The 18746-nt window shown below is 71.3% G+C and carries 18 protein-coding genes; 16 read left to right on the top strand and 2 right to left on the bottom strand.

Annotated features, from left to right (window positions below; all coding sequences use genetic code 11):
* Nucleotides 1-53 precede the first annotated feature (53 nt).
* Nucleotides 54-1340, top strand: a complete 1287-nt coding sequence (locus tag HRF36_RS07590; protein WP_173208583.1) for a M23 family metallopeptidase — start codon at nt 54-56, stop codon at nt 1338-1340.
* A gap of 102 nt (nt 1341-1442) precedes the next feature.
* Here the strand turns inward: HRF36_RS07590 and ppa are convergent, their stop codons facing one another.
* Entirely contained in the window at nt 1443-1934 is a 492-nt protein-coding gene (gene ppa, locus HRF36_RS07595; protein ID WP_123519909.1) for an inorganic diphosphatase, read from the bottom strand.
* 71 nt (nt 1935-2005) lie between these two features.
* Between ppa and tilS the strand changes: the two genes are divergently transcribed.
* The 15 genes from tilS to HRF36_RS15800 all read left to right on the top strand — a co-directional run bounded on the left by tilS (nt 2006) and on the right by HRF36_RS15800 (nt 17532).
* Nucleotides 2006-2998 (top strand): tRNA lysidine(34) synthetase TilS, encoded by a 993-nt coding sequence (gene tilS, locus HRF36_RS07600; protein WP_173208592.1) that lies wholly within the window; start codon nt 2006-2008, stop codon nt 2996-2998.
* Between the two features lie 43 nt (nt 2999-3041).
* A complete protein-coding gene (hpt, locus tag HRF36_RS07605) occupies nt 3042-3593 on the top strand; it encodes a hypoxanthine phosphoribosyltransferase (RefSeq protein ID WP_173208594.1) in 552 nt (183 codons plus the stop codon).
* A gap of 125 nt (nt 3594-3718) precedes the next feature.
* Nucleotides 3719-5710 (top strand): ATP-dependent zinc metalloprotease FtsH, encoded by a 1992-nt coding sequence (ftsH, locus tag HRF36_RS07610; protein WP_173208596.1) that lies wholly within the window; start codon nt 3719-3721, stop codon nt 5708-5710.
* Between the two features lie 88 nt (nt 5711-5798).
* Complete coding sequence (folP, locus tag HRF36_RS16265; protein ID WP_371740074.1) at nt 5799-7187, top strand: dihydropteroate synthase; 1389 nt, start codon at nt 5799-5801, stop codon at nt 7185-7187.
* Nucleotides 7184-7633, top strand: a complete 450-nt coding sequence (folB, locus tag HRF36_RS07620; protein WP_371740075.1) for a dihydroneopterin aldolase — start codon at nt 7184-7186, stop codon at nt 7631-7633. The genes folP and folB overlap by 4 nt, the downstream gene beginning before the upstream one ends.
* Nucleotides 7630-8184, top strand: a complete 555-nt coding sequence (gene folK / locus HRF36_RS07625) for a 2-amino-4-hydroxy-6-hydroxymethyldihydropteridine diphosphokinase (RefSeq protein ID WP_173208597.1) — start codon at nt 7630-7632, stop codon at nt 8182-8184. The genes folB and folK overlap by 4 nt, the downstream gene beginning before the upstream one ends.
* Nucleotides 8181-8657 carry a DUF3180 domain-containing protein gene (locus tag HRF36_RS07630; protein WP_173208599.1) on the top strand — a complete coding sequence of 159 codons (477 nt, stop codon included), beginning with the start codon at nt 8181-8183 and terminating at the stop codon, nt 8655-8657. The genes folK and HRF36_RS07630 overlap by 4 nt, the downstream gene beginning before the upstream one ends.
* A 42-nt stretch (nt 8658-8699) precedes the next feature.
* A complete protein-coding gene (locus HRF36_RS07635; RefSeq protein WP_173208608.1) occupies nt 8700-9179 on the top strand; it encodes a PH domain-containing protein in 480 nt (159 codons plus the stop codon).
* On the top strand, nt 9176-10948 hold the full coding sequence (locus HRF36_RS07640) for a PH domain-containing protein (protein WP_173208617.1): 1773 nt from the start codon (nt 9176-9178) through the stop codon (nt 10946-10948). The genes HRF36_RS07635 and HRF36_RS07640 overlap by 4 nt, the downstream gene beginning before the upstream one ends.
* A complete protein-coding gene (locus HRF36_RS07645; RefSeq protein WP_173208619.1) occupies nt 10945-11742 on the top strand; it encodes a Rossmann-like and DUF2520 domain-containing protein in 798 nt (265 codons plus the stop codon). Before HRF36_RS07640 ends, HRF36_RS07645 begins: the two co-directional genes overlap by 4 nt.
* Nucleotides 11743-11791: 49 nt before the next feature.
* A complete protein-coding gene (lysS, locus tag HRF36_RS07650; RefSeq protein ID WP_173208621.1) occupies nt 11792-13312 on the top strand; it encodes a lysine--tRNA ligase in 1521 nt (506 codons plus the stop codon).
* 146 nt (nt 13313-13458) lie between these two features.
* Entirely contained in the window at nt 13459-13692 is a 234-nt protein-coding gene (locus HRF36_RS07655) for a hypothetical protein (RefSeq protein WP_173208056.1), read from the top strand.
* A 389-nt stretch (nt 13693-14081) separates the two neighbouring features.
* Nucleotides 14082-15104 (top strand): sigma-70 family RNA polymerase sigma factor, encoded by a 1023-nt coding sequence (locus HRF36_RS07660; RefSeq protein ID WP_173208624.1) that lies wholly within the window; start codon nt 14082-14084, stop codon nt 15102-15104.
* Between the two features lie 243 nt (nt 15105-15347).
* The gene (locus HRF36_RS07665; protein ID WP_173208625.1) at nt 15348-16328 is read left to right on the top strand and encodes a hypothetical protein; all 981 of its coding nucleotides are present in this window, start codon (nt 15348-15350) and stop codon (nt 16326-16328) included.
* A 376-nt stretch (nt 16329-16704) separates the two neighbouring features.
* Nucleotides 16705-17532, top strand: a complete 828-nt coding sequence (locus tag HRF36_RS15800) for a serine protein kinase RIO (protein ID WP_371740077.1) — start codon at nt 16705-16707, stop codon at nt 17530-17532.
* A gap of 80 nt (nt 17533-17612) precedes the next feature.
* Here the strand turns inward: HRF36_RS15800 and HRF36_RS07675 are convergent, their stop codons facing one another.
* Entirely contained in the window at nt 17613-18611 is a 999-nt protein-coding gene (locus HRF36_RS07675; protein WP_173208629.1) for an NAD(+)/NADH kinase, read from the bottom strand.
* Between the last annotated feature and the right edge of the window lie 135 nt (nt 18612-18746).

An 18746-nucleotide genomic window follows, 5' to 3' on the forward strand; every position in this document is an offset into this window, starting at 1 on the left:
CGACCACCGGCCCTGCGGACTCGACGCCGTCACGACGAAATCGGACCCATTCGATGACCACCACCCACCGACCCGGTCGAACCCGCCGGGCGAGCCTCACGTCGGGTCCCCTCGCGCCGTCGTCGCGGCTCGCCCGCGTGGTCGTCTCGATCGCCGCCGCGTCCCTGCTGCTCACCGCGGGTGTCATCGGGCTGCCCGCCTCGTCGGCCACCGCCGCGTCCTACCCCTCGTGGGAGGACGTCCAGAAGGCTCGGGGGGACGAGACCGCGAAGCAGGCCGAGATCACCAACCTCGAAGGCATCCTCACCCAGATGCAGGCGGACCTCGACGCCAAGAACGCCGAGGCCGAGAAACGCGGTGACGAGCTGCAGAAGGCCCAGACCGCGTACGACGACGCCCAGTACAAGACGGCCCAGCTGCAGTCGCAGGCCGACTCGGCCGACAAAGTGGCCGCCGCCAGCGAAGAGCGCGCAGGCCAGCTCGCCGCGCAGCTCGGTCGCTCCGGTGGCACCAACGGCGTCAGCGGCAGCCTGATCGCCGATCCTGGTGAGGCGGGGCAGCTGCTCTACAAGCTCGGCGCGATGACCAAGCTCACCGAACAGGCCGACGGCATCTACGCGCAGGCCACCCAGGACCGCAACACCGCCCAGGGTCTCAGCGACCAGGCCGCGGTCGCCGAGGCGGCACTGGCCGAGTTGGCCGACAAGGCCCAGCAGGCCCTGGCCGACGCGAACGACGCCGCCCAGGCCGCGAGCGACGCCCTGGCCGCGCAGCAGGACAACCAGGCGCGACTCCAGGCTCAGCTCGAGACCCTCAAGACCAACGTCGACCACACCGAGGCCGAGTACCAGAAGGGCGTCGAGGAGTCCCGCGCCGCCGCGGCCGCAGCGGCGGCGGCGACCAACGGCACGGCCCTCGGGGTCGTGTCGCCCCAGGGGTGGACGCGCCCCGCCGGCGGCAACATCTCGAGTGGCTTCGGCATGCGGGTCAACCCGGTGACGCACGCGTACATCCTGCACGCGGGCACCGACCTCGCCGCGGGGTGCAACTCGCCGATCTACGCCGCGACCGCGGGCGTCGTGACCTACGCCGGCTGGTACGGCGGCTACGGCAACTTCGTGCTGGTCGACCACGGCAACGGCGTCACCACCGGGTACGGCCACCAGCCGAACGGCGGCATCATGGTCAGCGTCGGGCAGGCGGTCGGCACCGGACAGCAGATCGGGCACGTCGGTTCGACCGGCAACTCGACCGGCTGCCACCTGCACTTCGAGACCCGCGTCGGCGGCGTCGCGCACAACCCGCAGCCGTTCATGGCCGACCGTGGCATCCGCCTCTAGGCGACCGCGGACGACGACGGAAGCGGCCTGACGGCACCCGGACCGACGAAGGGCCCGACACCATGCGGTGTCGGGCCCTTCGTGCCGTCGGGGTGAGCGAGGTCAGTGACCCTCGTCCGCCAGCTTCTTGATGCCGGCCTCGACGATGGCCTCGGCCTCGGCGGCGTCACCCCAGCCCTCGGTCTTGACCCACTTGCCGGGCTCGAGGTCTTTGTAGTGCTCGAAGAAGTGCTCGATCTCTTTGCGGAGGTACTCGGGGACGTCGGTCACGTCCTGGATGTGCTGCCAGCGCGGGTCCTTCGCCGGGACGGCGATGACCTTGGCGTCGCTGCCGCCGTCGTCGGTCATGTTGAAGACGCCGACCGGTCGCACCTTGACGCCCACACCCGGGAACAGCGGGTAGTCGAGCAGCACCAGCACGTCGACGGGGTCGCCGTCGAGGCCCAGCGTGTTCTCGAAGAAGCCGTAGTCGGTCGGGTAGACGAACCCGGTGAACAGGACGCGGTCGAGGTAGACGCGACCGGTCTCGTGGTCGACCTCGTACTTGTTGCGGCTGCCTTTGGGGATCTCGATCACGGCGTCGTACGCGGCCATGGGTGTGCTCCTTGCGATGCGTCGTTGGGGGGTCCGACCCGACGGGTCGGCGGTGTCGCTAACGTTACAAGATGCCCGACAGACCCCGCCTGACCCCCGCGACGGCCGACGTCCGACGTGCCGTGCGCGCCTCCTTGTCCGGTCACGCCGAGGGCGACCTGGTGCTCGTCGCCCTGAGCGGTGGGCCCGACTCGCTCGCGCTCGCGGCGGGCGTCGCCTTCGAGGCGCCGCGAGCCGGCCTCCGCGCGGGAGCGATCGTCGTCGACCACGATCTGCAAGGGGACTCGCGAACCGTCGCCGCCCGCGCGGCCGAGCAGGCGAGCGGCCTCGGGCTCGACCCGGTCGTCGTCGAGCGGGTGTCGGTCGGTACCGAGGGCGGGCCCGAGGCCGCCGCCCGCACCGCGCGCTACGCCGCGCTGTCGGCCACCGCCGCCCGGCACGGCGCGCGCACCGTGCTGCTCGGCCACACCCGCGACGACCAGGCCGAGACGGTGCTGCTCGGCCTCACCCGGGGCAGCGGTGCCACGAGCCTGAGCGGCATGGAGGCGCGCTCGGGCCTCTACGCTCGCCCCCTGCTGGCCGTCGGTCGCTCGACCACGGCGGCGGCGTGCGCCGACGCCGGCCTCGAGGCCTGGGCCGATCCGCACAACGACGACCCGACCTTCACGCGGGTGCGGCTGCGGCAGACCGTCCTGCCGATGCTCGAGCGCGAACTGGGGCCGGGCATCACCGAGGCGCTCGCGCGCACGGCCGACGCCCTCCGCGAGGACTCGGCGGCCCTCGACCACTTCGCCGACGAGCTCGCCGAAGAACTGGCCGACCACGCCGAGGCCGGCATCTCGCTCGACGTGCGCGGGCTCGCCGCCAACCCGGCGGCCCTGCGCCAACGGCTCATCCGACTCGCGGTGCAGAGCGAGTTCGGCGTCTCGCTCAGTCGGGTCCAGACCCTCGAGGTCGCCCGCCTGGTGACCGACTGGCACGGGCAGGGGGCGGTGTCGCTGCCGGGCATTACAGTGGAACGCACCGGAGGCGCGCTGCACTTCTCGGCGACCGGCGCCTCCTGAGATCCCCCTCGGCACCCCACGACCCCAGGAGCACGACACCACCATGGAACTCAGCGACATCGAGGGCGACCTGACCAGCGTGCTCTACACCGAAGAGCAGATCCACGCCAAGATCGCCGAGGTCGCGCGGCAGGTCGAGACCGATTACGCGGGTCGCGAGCCGCTGCTGGTGGGCGTGCTCAAGGGCGCCGTCATGGTCATGGCCGACTTCTCGCGCGAGCTCAAGCTGGCCTCGGCGATGGACTGGATGGCCGTCTCGTCCTACGGCTCGGGCACCAAGTCCTCGGGCGTCGTGCGCATCCTCAAAGACCTCGACAGCGACCTGCACGGCCGCGACGTCATCATCGTCGAGGACATCATCGACTCGGGCCTGACGCTTTCGTGGTTGCTCGAGAACCTCCAGAAGCGCGGCGCGGCCTCGGTCGAGATCTTCGCCCTGTTCCGCAAGCCCGCCGCCGCCAAGGTGGCCGTCGACGTCAAGTACGTCGGCTTCGAGATCCCCAACGACTTCGTCATCGGCTACGGCCTCGACTACGACGAGAAGTACCGCAACCTGCGCGGTGTCGGGGTGCTGGCCCCGCACGTCTACAGCTAGCGTTCCGGCCCACGGCAGGGCGGATCAAGCCCTCGGCGAACACCCATCCAGGGCATAGCAGGCCCGAGGTACCCTTTTGCTCACGTTCTTCCTGCAGAAAGGTGTCGGGCGTCGCCCGTACTGACATGGACTTCAAGAAACTCTTCCGCGGTCCGATCATCTACATCGTGATCGCGGTCATCGGCATCGGCATCGGGTGGAGCCTCATCAGCGGGGCGGGTACCACCCAGATCTCGACCCAGAAGGGCCTCGAGGCGATCCAGGCCGACCAGGTCAAGTCGGCGACGATCTTCAGCAACGAGCAGCGCGTCGACCTCGTCCTCAAGGACGGCGACAAGGCCGAGCAGTTCTACTACGCGACGCCGCGTGGCTCCGAGGTCGTCTCGGCCATCAACGACGCGAACCTCGAGAACTTCGACGACACCGTCACGCAGACCAGCTGGTTCATGTCGCTGCTCAGCATCCTGTTGCCGTTCTTGATCATCGGCGTCATCTTCTGGTTCCTGCTCTCGTCCATGCAGGGTGGCGGCAGCAAGGTCATGCAGTTCGGCAAGTCCAAGGCCAAGCTGGCGTCCAAAGAGACGCCGCAGGTCATGTTCACCGACGTGGCCGGCGCCGACGAGGCGATCGAAGAACTCGAAGAGATCAAAGAGTTCTTGAAAGAGCCGGCCAAGTTCCAGGCCGTGGGTGCGCGCATCCCGAAGGGCGTCCTGCTCTACGGCCCTCCCGGTACCGGCAAGACCCTGCTCGCCCGGGCCGTTGCCGGTGAGGCCGGAGTCCCCTTCTTCTCGATCTCGGGCTCGGACTTCGTCGAGATGTTCGTCGGTGTCGGCGCCAGCCGCGTCCGCGACCTCTTCGAACAGGCCAAGCAGAACAGCCCCGCCATCATCTTCGTCGACGAGATCGACGCCGTCGGTCGTCACCGTGGTGCCGGCATCGGTGGTGGCAACGACGAGCGCGAGCAGACTCTCAACCAGCTGCTGGTCGAGATGGACGGCTTCGACGTCAAGACCAACGTCATCCTGATCGCGGCAACGAACCGTCCCGACGTGCTCGACCCGGCCCTGCTGCGTCCCGGTCGCTTCGACCGCCAGATTGGCGTCGACGCTCCCGGTCTCGACGGCCGCAAGCAGATCCTCGAGGTGCACGGCAAGGGCAAGCCCCTCGCCGCGTCGGTCAACCTCGAGGTGCTGGCCCGCAAGACCCCAGGGTTCACCGGTGCCGACCTCGCCAACGTGCTGAACGAGGCCGCCCTGCTGACGGCTCGCTCGAACGCCCAGTTGATCGACAACCGCGCCCTCGACGAGGCGGTGGACCGCGTCATGGCCGGCCCCCAGCGCCGAAGCCGCATCATGAACGACCACGAGAAGCTGATCACCGCCTACCACGAGGGTGGCCACGCCCTCGCGGCGGCGGCGATGCGCCACACCGACCCGGTGACCAAGATCACGATCCTGCCCCGCGGGCGTGCCCTCGGGTACACGATGGTGCTCCCTCTCGAAGACAAGTACTCGGTCACGCGCAACGAGCTGCTCGACCAGCTCACCTACGCGATGGGTGGCCGCGTCGCCGAAGAGCTCGTCTTCCACGACCCCACCACGGGTGCTTCGAACGACATCGAGAAGGCCACGGCCACGGCCCGCAAGATGGTCACCGAGTACGGCATGAGCAACAAGGTCGGCTCGGTCAAGCTCGGCCAGGCCTCTGGCGAGATGATGATGGGCCGCGACGGCAGTTCGCGCGACTACTCCGAGAACATCGCCGAGACCGTCGACGCCGAGGTGCGCGTCCTGCTCGAGCAGGCGCACGACGAGGCGTGGGAGGTCATCAACGACAACCGCGACGTGCTCGACTTCCTCGCTCGCGAGCTGCTCGAGAAAGAGACCCTCGACCACGACGAGCTCGCCGAGATCTTCAAGGACGTCAAGAAGCTGCCCGAACGCCCGCAGTGGCTCTCGAGCGACAAGCGTCCGGTGTCCGACCGTCCGGCGATCCCCATGCCGACGAAGTCGCCCGTGGACGCCGAGGCCGTCGACGGCGGCGTCGACTCCGAGCCGACCTCCAAGCCGGCTCGCACGCGCCCGCCCCGCACGACGCCGGGCATCGCCACGGCCTGACGCCCGACCGGCCCGACCGGCTGCGCCGAGGCGCAGCCGGTCGCTAGCCTGGCAGCTCGTCCCGAGCACCGATCGGAGGTACCGCTTCGTGACCGACCAGTCCAGCGGCACCCCCGCCGCACCCCGCGACGACCGACGTCCGGCCGCGGCGCGCCGAGAGGGTGGCGGTGCGCCGTCGAAACGCCCTCGCGGTCGCGAGCGCTATCCGGCCGACGTCGTGGTCGACGCCCCACCGGCCTCCGCCCGGGCGGCCGGCGACGACCCCGCCGCGGGTCCGATCACGCGAGGACGCCTCGTCCTGGCGCAGAACGAGACCGCGGCTGTCCGTCCGCCGGCCCAGTTGCCGCCCGTCACGCACACGCCGGCCACGACCCCGGCGACCGTCGACGTACCCGTGTCCCGCTCGGGCCGTCGGTTGGTGGCCGGCGGCCGGTTCGAGGGGCCGCTGCACGAGCGGTCGTTCGACGACCTCGGCCCCGCGGTCGAGGCACGGCCACGACCCGAGGGGCAGCGCAGCGGTTCGCACGCCGCCCCGGTGGTGCGTGACCGGGGCGCGACCGGCCCGGGGTCGCATGCCGCGCCTCCTGAACGGGTTCTCCGACGATCACGCGACCGTTCCAGCGCCCGTCGGCCGGGTCCGGCCGTGATGGGCGTCCTCAACGTCACGCCCGACTCGTTCAGCGACGGGGGCCGCCATCTCGACCTCGACGCCGCCCTGGCCCACGCCCGCGCCCTCGTCGCGCAGGGGGCCGACGTCGTCGACGTCGGCGGCGAGTCGACCCGGCCCGGTGCCGCGCGTGTCGAGCCCTCGGACGAGCTGGGCCGCGTGCTGCCGGTCGTGCGCGAACTCGCGGCCGAGGGCATCCGCGTCAGCATCGACACGATGAACGCCTCGACCGCCTCCGCCGCGCTCGAGGCCGGTGCCGAGATCGTCAACGACGTGTCGGGCGGTCTCGCCGACGTCGACATGGCCCGGGTCGCCGCCGAGAGCGGTCGCACCTTCGTGGTCATGCACTGGCGTGGTCGGCTGGACGGCTCCGGTCACACGCCCGCCTCCTCGCGAGACTACGACGGTGACGTCGTCGGCACCGTCGTCGACGAGCTCGCCCGGCGGGTGGACGACCTCGTGGCCCGTGGTGTGGACGCGTCGACGATCGTGCTCGACCCCGGGCTCGGTTTCTCCAAGGACGCCACCCAGAACTGGCAGCTGCTCGGCCACCTCGACGCGCTCGGCCGGCTCGGCCTGCCCGTGCTCGTCGCCGCGTCGCGCAAGCGGTTCCTCGCGGACCTCCTGCCCGAGGGCGCACCACCCGTCGACCGCGACCCCGCGACCGCCGTCGTCAGCGTGCTCGCCGCGCAGGCCGACGTCTGGGGCGTGCGCGTCCACGACGTCGCCGGCACCCGGCTCGCCCTCGACGTGCTGCAGGCGTGGACCGAGGCCGCAGTGGCTCCCCGCCGCCCGGCGAGGCACGCGTGAGCGGCGGCGCGAGCAGGCCCGAGGGTCGGCCCGGCTCCGAGCACGAGTCGGTCGGCGAGCCCGTGCCGGCCCTCCGTGCCCGCGGCCTCGACGTGCTGCGCCTCAGCGGCGTGCGGGCCACCGGCCACCACGGCGTCTTCGACCACGAGCGCCGTGACGGCCAGGAGTTCGTCGTCGACGTCGTCGTGCACCTCGACACCGCGCCCGCGGCCACCGGCGACGACCTCGGCGAGACGGTGCACTACGGCGTGCTGGCCGAAGAGATCGTGGCCGCCGTCGAGCGAGACCCGGTCGACCTGATCGAGACCCTCGCCGAACGCCTCGCCGCCGTCGTGCTCGCCCATCGCGCGGCCGTCGCGACCGAGGTCACCGTGCACAAGCCCGGGGCTCCCATCACGGTCCCGTTCGGCGACGTGTCGATCACGATCAGCCGGGAGCGCGCATGACGGGCCCTCGCGTCCGACGGGCGGTGATCGCCCTCGGTTCGAACCTCGGTGATCGTGACGGCCTGCTGCGCGAGGCCGTCCGGGCCGTCGACGCGACGCCCGGCATCACGGTGGTCGCCGCATCCGCCCCTGTGTCGTCGACGGCCGTCACCCTCGACGGTCCCGACCCGAGCAAGCCGACCTACCTCAACGCCGTGCTGCTCGCCGACGTCACGCTCGGGAACGACGCCCTGCTCGACGCGCTGCAGGCGATCGAGGCCACGCACGGGCGAACCCGCGACGTCCGCTGGGGAGACCGGACGCTCGACCTCGACGTCATCGCCCTAGACGACGAGCAGATCGAGACCGAGCGCCTGCAGGTGCCGCACCCCCGTGCGGCCGGTCGCGCGTTCGTGCTCGAGCCCTGGATGCAGCTGGACCCGGAGGCGCGGCTCGCCGGAGCAGGGCGGGTCGCCGACCTCGTGTCCCGCCTCGCCGAGCGGACCCGGCCCGTGCCGGGCGCGACCTCGCTGCTCGACCCCGCCCCCGAATCCAGCCCAGGAGCCCCGTGAAGCACACCCGCCCCTCCACCCTGGTCGGCCTGATCATCGTGGCCGTGGCCGCCGGCTTCGTCCTCGACTCGGTGCTGGTGGCCATGCGTCAACCGTCGATCGTGCTGCCCGCGGCACTCGGTCTCGTGCTGCTCGGCATCGGCGGCGTCGTCGTGTCGATGGCGGTTCCCGTGCGCCGCGTCGCGACCGGGTCGAGCAAAGAGCGGGTCGACCCCTACTACGCCACGCGCGTGCTGCTGCTGGCCAAGGCGAGCAGCCTGGCCGGTGCCCTGTTCGGCGGCTTCGCCGGAGGAGTGCTGCTGTTCGTCCTGTCCCGCGGCGTGGGGGTCGCTGTAGGCTCGCTCGTGCCCGCGATCGTCGCCGTCGTCGGCGGTGCGGGGCTGCTCGTGGCCGGCATCGTCGCCGAGCGCATGTGCACCGTCCCGCCCGCCGACGACGAGAACGGTCAGGGTCCGGGCACGCAGGCGGTCTGACCGCCCGTGGCCCGACCGCCGCCGACCGGAAGAGACGACGACATGGACCGACTCGACATCCCCGACGCCGAGTGGACACGCGTCTCGCCCAAGTACGTCTGGCCCGAGCTGGTCGGCTACCTCGTCACCGGCCTGATCGTGGCCGGCGCCACCGTCCCCCTCTGGCTGATCGGCGAGTGGTGGGCCTACGCGATCACCGCCGTCGTGGTGGCCGTCACCGTCGTGGTCGCCGCCCTGACCCCGCGTCGCGTCCGGGCGATCGGCTACCAGCTGCGCGAGGACGACCTGCTGCTGCGCAAGGGCATCCTGTACCTGCGAGTGGTGGCCGTGCCCTACGGGCGCATGCAGCTGATCGACATCAACCGCGGACCGGTCGTGCGGGCGCTCGGTCTCAGCGACCTCAAGTTCGTCACCGCGGCCGCGGCCTCGGCCGTGACGATTCCGGGCGTCCCCGCCGACGAGGCCGAGCGGTTGCGCGACCGCCTCGTCGAGCTGGCCGAATCACGGCGGGCCGGTCTGTGAGCAACCCCCGCACCGAGACGGACGGGGGCGGGGGCCGACCCGCGCCTCCTGACGTCGCCGCCCTCACCGACGGCGAGTGGCACCGCCTGCACCCGGCCACCCCGCTGCTCAAAGGCGGCATCGCGCTGGCCGCCGTGCTCGTGATCCTCTTCAACAACGCGCGCGAGTACGTCGTCGAGCTGTTCGTGCCGGGCGGTCGGCGGGGCGACGAGGGCGACCCGTTCGGCTACGTCGTCGACCAGGGCTGGCTGGGCCTGCTGCTGCTGGCCGTGCTCGTGGTCATCGCGCTGTTCGTCGGCGGCTTCTGGTTGTCGTGGCGCATGCACACCTTCCGGGTCGGCGACGACGTGGTCGAGGTGCGCAGCGGCATCGTGTTCCGCACCAACCGGCGGGCGCGGCTCGACCGCATCCAGGGCATCAACATCCAGCGTCCTCTGCTCGCCCGCGTCTTCGGTGCCGCCAAGCTCGAGGTCAACCAGGCCGGGCAGGACGCCAACGTCACGCTCGCCTACCTGCGCTCGGCGTCGGCCGACGACCTCCGCCGAGAGATCCTGCGCCGCGCGGGCGGGGCGCAGCAGCGGCCCGCGCCGGCCGCGTCCGACGCCGGCTCGCCGACCGCCGCCGCCGACGACGCGTCCGTGACCTCGGCGCAGCACGACGAGCACGCGGCGCACCGGCAGGGCTTCGGCGGTCTCATCGAGCACCGTGCGAACGAGTTCCTCGCGCCAGAGCTCGACCCCGACGAGGCACCACCGCAGTCGGTCGTGGCCCTCTCGCCGGGCCGCCTGATCGGGTCGACCATCCTGAGTGGTTACACGCTGTTCCTCGTGGCCGTCGTCGTCGCGATCGCGATCAGCGTCATCACGACGGGCGAGTGGTTCCTGCTCTTCGCGCTGCTGCCGGCCGTGCTCGGCTCGGGCGGGTTCTACGTCAACCGCATCACCAAGTCGCTGCGGTACACGATCGCCGGCACACGCGACGGGGTCCGCATCGGGTACGGCCTGTTCTCGACCTCGAACGAGACGCTCCCGCCCGGGCGCATCCACTCGGTCAAGGTCAGCCAACCGTTGCTCTGGCGGCCGTTCGGCTGGTGGGACGTCAAGATCAACCGCGCCTCGCGCTCGAGCACCAAGGGTGCCGCGGGCCAGGAGAACACGACGATCCTGCCGGTCGGCGACGAGGACGACGTCCGCCGCGTCCTCGAACTCGTCCTGCCCGAACTGGTCGGCACGGCCGCCGTGGGCGTCGCCGCCGAGGAGGCGCGGGCCGGGTCGAGCGAGTCGGCGGGCGCCCCCGAGACGGTGGCCTCCGCGACGGACGTGGCCGCGCCTCCTGCCCTTCGGGACGCCGTCGAGGCGACGACCGAGCACACCCTCACGCTCGTCGAGGGAGGGCTGCGGTCGAGCGGCACCGACGGCGGCTTCACCGTGTCGCCCCGTCGGGCCGCCGTGTTGCGCTGGTTCTCGTGGCGGCGCAACGGGTTCCGCTCGGCGCCGGGTGCGCTGCTGTTGCGCAAGGGCGCGATCTGGCGGCAGCTCGTCATCGTGCCGTTGCCCCGGGTGCAGAGCGTCGGTCTCGTGCAGGGGCCGCTGCGGCGTCGCCTGCGTCTCGCGACCGTGCACCTGCACACCGTCCAGGGGCCGATCGTGGCCGAGATCGGTGCCCTCGACCAGGACGACGCCCTCGGCTTCTTCACGACCGCCGGGCGGGAGGCGGTCGTCGCCGCGCGCGCCGACCGTACCCACCGCTGGAGCGAGGAGGCCTCGTGAGCGACCCGTACGGCCCGCCCGGGAACGAGCGCGGTCCGGACCGCCGCAGCGGTCGGCTGGGCGTGGGCATCGTCGGCGCCGGCCGGGTCGGGCCCGTCCTCGGCGCCGCGCTCGCCGCCGCGGGCCACGCGATCGTCGGCATCTCGGCCGTGTCCGAGCGCAGCCGGGACCGGGCCGAGGCGATCCTGCCGGGCGTGCCCGTGCTGACCGTGCCCCAGATCGTCGAACGCAGCGAGCTCGTGCTGCTCGCCGTCCCCGACGACCAGCTCGCCGACCTCGTCGAGGGTCTGGCCGCGACCGGCACCTGGCAGCTCGGCCAGCTCGTCGTTCACACCTCGCCCCGGCACGGGCTCGAGGTGCTGCGGCCCGCCCTCTCGTCGGGGGCGATCCCGTTGGCGATCCACCCGGCACTCGCCTTCACGGGCACGACGATCGACCTCGTGCGGCTGCGCGACGCCTGGTGCGCCGTCACGGCACCGACCCCCGTGCAGCCGATCGGGCAGGCGCTCGTCGTCGAGATGGGCGCCGAGCCGGTCATCGTGGCCGAGGTCGATCGGCCCCGCTACGCCGAGGCGATCGCGACGGCCACCGAGTTCTCGGCCGCCATCGTCGCGCAGTCGGTCGGCCTGCTGACCGAGCTGGGCCTGCCCGAGCCCGGTCGACTGCTCGCGCCGCTCATGCGCTCGGCGATGGACGCCGCCCTGGGCGAGGCCGGCGGCTCGACCGGCCCCGGTACCATCGACATGGCCTCGTTCGACGACGGCCCCACCGCGTTCGGTGACCCGCGCGCCTGACCCGGCCCGCGCCTCCCACCCCCTCCACCACCCCAGGAGCACCTGACACATGACCGCCGCGCCCGACCCGACCACCACGACCGACGACGAGGCGGCCACCGCCGCACGCGAGGCGTCGGAGCAGAAGCAGGTGCGGCTCGACAAGCGCACCCGTCTGCTCGAGGCCGGCGTCGAGGCGTACCCGGTCGGCGTGCCGATTACCGACACCATCGGTGCGGTCCGCGCCCGGTACGCCGAGCTCGAGACCGACAGCCGATCGGGTGACGTCGTCGGGCTCGCCGGTCGTGTCGTGCACGCGCGCAACACGGGCAAGCTCTGCTTCGCCGCCCTGCAGGCCGGCGACGGCAGCCGCATCCAGGCCATGGTCTCGCTCGCCGAGGTGGGCGAGCAGCGCCTCGCCGACTGGAAAGAACTGGTCGACCTGGGCGACCACGTCTTCGTGTCGGGCGAGGTCATCTCGTCGCGTCGCGGCGAGCTGTCGGTCATGGTCAGCGACTGGTCGATCGCCGCCAAGGCGATCCTGCCGCTGCCGAACCTGCACTCCGAGCTCAGCGAAGAGACGCGCGTCCGTCAGCGCTACCTCGACCTGATCGTGCGCGACCAGGCCCGCGCCACCGTCCGGGCCCGGGCCGCCGCGGTCTCGTCGCTGCGTCGCACCTTCGACTCGTACGAGTACCTCGAGGTCGAGACGCCCATGCTGCAGACGATGCACGGCGGCGCGGCGGCCCGGCCGTTCCAGACCCACAGCAATGCCTTCGACACCGAGCTGTACCTGCGCATCGCGCCCGAGCTGTTCCTCAAGCGAGCCGTCGTCGGCGGCATCGACCGCGTCTTCGAGATCAACCGCAACTTCCGCAACGAGGGCGCCGACTCGACGCACTCGCCCGAGTTCGCGATGGTCGAGGCGTACCAGGCCTACGGCGACTACGACCAGATGGCCCGCCTGACCCAAGAACTCGTGCAGAACGCCGCCATGGCCGTCTCCGGCTCGCATCTCGTCACGCTCGCCGACGGCAGCGAGTACGACCTCGGCGGCGAGTGGGCCCGCGTGCCGATGTACGAATCGCTCAGCGAGGCATCGGGCGTCGACATCACTCCGTCGACCACGGTGGCCGACCTGCAGGCGCTGGCCGCCACGGTCGACCTGGTCGTGCCGCACGAGACCCACGGCAAGCTCGTCGAAGAGCTCTGGGAGCACTTCGTCAAACCGTCGCTCGACCGGCCGACCTTCGTCGTCGACTTCCCGGTGGACACGAGCCCGCTCGTCCGTCAGCACCGCTCGAAGCCCGGCGTGGTCGAGAAGTGGGACCTCTACGTCCGCGGTTTCGAACTCGCCACCGCGTACTCCGAACTGGTCGACCCGGTCATCCAACGCGAACGCTTCGTCGAGCAGGCCGCGCTGTCGGCCCGAGGCGACGCCGAGGCCATGCGCCTGGACGACGACTTCCTCACGGCGCTCGAGTACGGCATGCCGCCGAGCGGTGGCATGGGCATGGGCATCGACCGTCTGCTCATGGCCATCACGGGTCTCGGCATCCGCGAGACGATCCTCTTCCCGCTCGTCAAGTAGTGCTCGCCACCTAGGGCTCGCCCGCGAGAATCGACCGTGAGTCTCGAGAGCAGGAGGCGCGGTGCCGGTCGGGCACCGCGCCTCCGTCGTCTCGTCGTCGAGAGGTGCACGTGGTTTTCCCGGGCGGGGCGACGTACCCTGGTGCGGTGCCTGAGTCCCTCGCCGGAGCCATCGTCTTCTCCGTGACGCCCACCATCGTGGTGGGCCTCATCTTCTGGTTCATCGTCCGGGCACTGCTGCGCTCCGACCGCACCGAGCGTGCCGTCTACGCCAAGGTCGAGGCCGAAGAGCGCGCGAAGGCCGAGGCGGAAGAGCGCGCTGAATCACGCGACCTCGCCGCAGCCGACCGCGCGGACCGCGCAGGTCGCGGCGCGGTCTAGCTCCGCTTCTCGATTCGTCAGGGGAGTCGCCCGCCTCTCGTGGTAGTCACCGAGGTGGGCGGTGTCGGGTCACGGCACCGCGCCTCCTGGGTTCGTGTGACGTTGACGGTGCCACGGCAGATCTGCGGCCGAGTTTCCGGTGAACGAGCTGAGAATGTGTACCCCCGCCGTGCTAGCGGCCGCCTATACCCGTTTCGGGCTGCTGTCAAACGTCGTTCGTCTTCGTACCCCGTCGGTGTCGAAACTCTGGATGTGCGCTCCGAGAAGACCCGCGAGGGCCTGCGCCGACTGTCGGCGGCCGTGTGGCGCACGCCAGACTTTAGGTACGCCGACGAGCTTCACGAACTAATCGACGCGACACAGGTCAGTACTCGAGCAGGGAGAGAACGATGACGACCACTTCCGTCACCACACGCAACACCACCACAGCGACCGACGACACCGAGGTCGAAGTCCTGTCACAGGTCCGAGGGGCCTCCACCGACCAGGTCGGCGACTACCTCCGCCACATCGGTCGCATGCCGCTGCTCGACGCAGCCGAAGAGACCGAGATCGCCCGCCGCATCGAGGTCGGCCTGTTCGCCGGCGAGAAGCTCAAAGAGCTCCAGGCGGCCGACGCGGTCAAGAAGAACCGCACCAAGGCCCACGCCGAGACGATGCGCGACCTGCGCTGGCTGCAGCACGACGGCGAGCGTGCGAAGGACCGCATGATCACCGCGAACCTTCGTCTCGTCGTCAGCATCGCGAAGCGGTACACGCAGCGCGGCCTTCCCTTCATGGACGTCATCCAAGAGGGCAACCTCGGTCTCGTCCGTGCCGTCGAGAAGTTCGACTACACCCAGGGCTACAAGTTCTCGACCTACGCCACCTGGTGGATTCGTCAGGCCATCGCCCGTGGCCTGGCCGACAAGGCCCGTGCCATCCGCATCCCGGTGCACACGGTCGAGCGTATCAACCGCATCTCGCGCGCCGAGCGGGACCTCACCGTCGACCTGGGCCGCGCGCCCACCGTCGACGAGGTGGCCGAAGAGGTCGCCATGGAGGTCGCCGACCTCATCGAGCTGAAGTCGCGTTCGCACGAGCCGGTGTCGATCCACACCGTCGTCGGTGACGCAGAGGACAGCGAGCTGGGCGACTTCATCGAAGACGAAGAGACCCCGTCGCCCACGCAGGCCACCGAGAGCACGCTGCTCAACCGCGACATGCACGCCCTCGTGGCGACGTTGCCCGAAGACGAGGCACGTGTGATCCGCATGCGCTTCGGCCTCGACGACGACCAGCCCATGACCCTCGACGAGATCTCGAAGCGCGTCCACTCGTCGCGTCAGGCGGTCTCGCGCGTGGAGAGCCGTGCGCGCCTCCGCATGTTCGCGAAGGCCGTCAGCCAGGACCTCCAGCTCTACCTGCAGTAGTCCGAACGCATCACGCAAGGGCCGCCGCCTGGGTCACCCCGGGCGACGGCCCTTCGTCGTGCCTGGGGGTCGCAGGCCAGCCCTGTCGAGTGGGCAGAAGCTGCTTTTCGGCGGGCACCCAGCAGCATCTTCGGCCCATTCGGGCGGCGGGTCGTCTGGTCCCCAGGGCCGATGTGCTCGCAGTTGTCCCGAGGCGACGACACGAGGAGGCGCGGGAGAAGTCCCAGGGATCAGTCTCGACGGGTGCCGCGCATCGTCGTCCCCCGTCCGCTTGCCGATGGCCCTTTCGCCGTCGCCGAGGCTCACCGGGCAGGTCTCGGCGTCGGACGACTCCGAGGCTCCGACCTTGAGGCGCCGCACCGTGGCGTCCGGCGCCTCGTCGACCCGGGTCGTGACCCGCACGGTTCCACGCCCGACCTGATGCAGTCGGCCCGGTCGCTGCGTCCGGTGATGCTGGAGGACTGGCGTTTCTCCCACGTGACGGCCCTCGGTCTCTGGGGTCTCCCCGTCCCGTGGCGGGTCCGAGACGCCAGAGAGCCCCTGCACGTCACCTCGACCGGCGGACGGGGCCCACGACGGCCCGGTGTCGTGGCGCACCGGGCCCGGTCGGCTCCGGACGTCGAGGTCACGACCGACGTCGGTGTGGCACGGCCCGAGCCGGGTCGTCTGCGGCTGCTGGTCGACGGTCTGCCGGTGGACGATCCCGTCACGGCGTGGGTGGAGAGCGGGTCCTTGCTGACGGTCGACGACCTCGTCCGTGCCGGAGACGCGATCGTGGGCTCCTGGTCCGAGCACGGCATGGCACGCGAGCGCACCCTCGACGAGCTCGAACGTGCGGTGCGATCTGCCCGGGGTCGACGGGGTGTCAGCCGTGTCCGCGAGGCCTCGGCGCTGGTGCGACCCGGGGTCGAGTCGCCGAAGGAGACCGAGCTCCGCCTCCTGCTGACCCGGGCGGGGCTTCCCGAACCCGAGGTCAACGTCCGGACGTACGACGGCAGTGGGCGCTACCTCGGCAAACCCGACCTGCGGTACCCGTGGTGCAAGGTGGCCGTCGAGTACGAGGGCGACGAACACCGTCGTGACCCCTGGCGATTCCGCACCGACATCCTGCGGCGAGAACGATTCGCCGACGCCGGCTGGAGGACCATCCGCTCCACCGACGACGACCTGCACGGGCGTCGCGCCGACGAACTCGTCGCCCGTGTCCGCCGATGTCTCGCGTGAAGCGATCGAGTGGGCACGAGATGCTCCTCCGGGCCGACGTACGAGCATGTTGTGCCCACTCGTGCGTCCGCGCGGCCCGAACCCGCCATCGACAGGGGAGGCGCGGGGCGGTACCGTGAGCAGACCAGGGTCACGAGGTGGCCGGGCCACGAGATACATGTGGACACGAGACACTCGGGGCCGCGAGGGACACGCGCGCACGAGGCGCGACACGAGAGGGGTGAAGAGCATGACTGCCGTCAACGCACATCACGCGTACCCCACTCACCCCGAGACCCTCCGCCCGTAGCGACAGCCGCGCGACCGTCGTCGTGCCCGCCGGGCAGGTCTCACGCCTCCCCTGGAGCATCGCTTGACCTTCTCCGACGATTTCGTCGTGCCCACCTTCTCCACCGTCGACCCCGACGTCGACGCCGACCAGCGCTGGTCCACCTGGCCGGCCGCCACCCCCACCGAACGCGGGCCCCGGCCCTGGCCCGCCTGGGTCGTCACCTCGGCCGCCGCGATCGACACCGAGCTCGGCGTCGTCAAGACCGGCAAGGAGGCCGACGTCCACCTCGTCGACCGGGCCGTGCCGACGGACGTCGTGCTCGGCGCCGGTGACGGAGCCCGCGCCTCCTTGCTGGCCGCCAAGCGGTACCGCGGACCCGAGCAGAGCGACTTCCACCGTTCGTCCGAGTACCGCGAGGGCCGACGTGTGCGCAACACCCGCGACGGTCGGGCGATGGCCCGAGGCACGCAGCACGGCCGTCGGGTGCAGGCGGGGCTCTGGGCCGCGGCCGAGTTCGACGCCCTCTGCCGCATGCACGCACTCGGGGTCGCCGTGCCCTACCCGGTGCAGATCAGCGGCACCGAGATCCTGATGGAGTTCGTCGGACACGGGGTCGAAGCCGCCCCGCGCCTGGCCCAGGTCAAGGACGACGGTGCGACGCTGTGGCCCTTGTTCGAGCAGGTGCACGAGATCGTGCTCGGCTTCGCGCGGGCCGGCTTCGCGCACGGCGACCTCTCGCCGTACAACCTGCTGGTCCACGACGGGCGGGTGGTCGCCATCGACGTGCCCCAGCTGGTCGACGTCGCGAGCAACCCGGCCGGTGTCGACCTGCTCGAACGCGACTGCCGCAACGTCTGCGCCTGGTTCGCCCGGCGCGGGTTCGTGCGTGACCCCGAGCAGGTCTTCGCCGAGGCGCTCGGCGAGGTCTACTAGCCGGGGCCGGGCGACGGCGGCAGAGCGCAGGAGGCGCGGTGCGCGTCCACCGCACACCGCGCCTCCTCGAGGTGGTCGCGTCAGTGCGCGGGGCTGATGCCGGTGACGGCGGCGTCGTCGTCGTGCACGACCCCGGCGATGCCGCCGGCACGTTCGGCGCGCTCGCGGAACCGCGCCCGGACGTCGGTCGGGACGAGCTCGAGCAGCTGGTCCTCGCGCAGCGGCAGATCGAGCAGGCTGAGCTTGAGCCGACCCTTGCGCCCGTGCCGGTCGGCGTCGAGCCGGATGACCTGCCCGGCGTCGCGCCGCAGCACGAGACGGATGACGCAGCCCTCGCTGACGTCGGCGACCACGCGGCCGTCGACCTCGAGCGCCGCCGAATGGGTGCCGTCGCCGATCTCGAACCTCAGCCGTTCGCGCGGGCCCAGCACCACCGAGCGGTCGATGCCCGACATCGGCGCCACCGGGGTGACCACGACGGCGGCGATCGCGGGCGACAGGATGGGACCGCCCGCGGCGTAGTTGTAGGCGGTCGATCCGGCCGGGGTCGCCGCCACGATCGCGTCGGCCTTGTAGTAGCCGTAGGGGGTCTCGTCGAGCACGAGGTCGGCGGAGACCACGCCTTCGCCCGGGCGCCGGGCCACCGAGGCGTCGTTGAAGGCCAGGTAGGTGTTCTCGAAGCCGGTGGTCGAGTGCGTGACCTCGAGCGCGTGGTGCGCCTCGAGCGAGAACTGCTTCTGCCCGACGCGGTCGAGGGCTTCGGGCAGGTCATGGGGCTCGACCTCGACGAGGAATCCCACGTTGCCGTAGTTGACGCCGAGCACGGGCACGGGGCGCTCGGCCACGAGACGCATGGCGCCCAGCATCGTGCCGTCGCCGCCGAGGGCCACCACGACCGTGACGCGCTCGCGGAAGGTGCGCTCGTCGACCAGATCGACGCCCTCGCCGACCCGAGCGGCGTCGGAGGTCATGGCGACCAGATGGGCCTGTGATCGGGCCGTCCAGCTGCGGATGATCTCGACGCTGTCGAGAACCGACTTCGTGGGGTGCGGAACGAGGCCGACCGTGAACTTGCCCATGGACGCGAGGCTAGCCGCCGCACCTGTCAACGCGCGCCGTCAGCCCGCTTGCGCACTGCTCTATGCCCCCAGCGAACAGGGGCAGATTAAGCCGCGGGGCCTGGTTACTCTCTCTGTAAACCGGTGCCGTACCCT

Origin of the sequence: Frigoribacterium sp. VKM Ac-2836 (assembly GCF_013248995.1) — a bacterium.
In the GTDB taxonomy this organism is placed as follows: domain Bacteria; phylum Actinomycetota; class Actinomycetes; order Actinomycetales; family Microbacteriaceae; genus Frigoribacterium.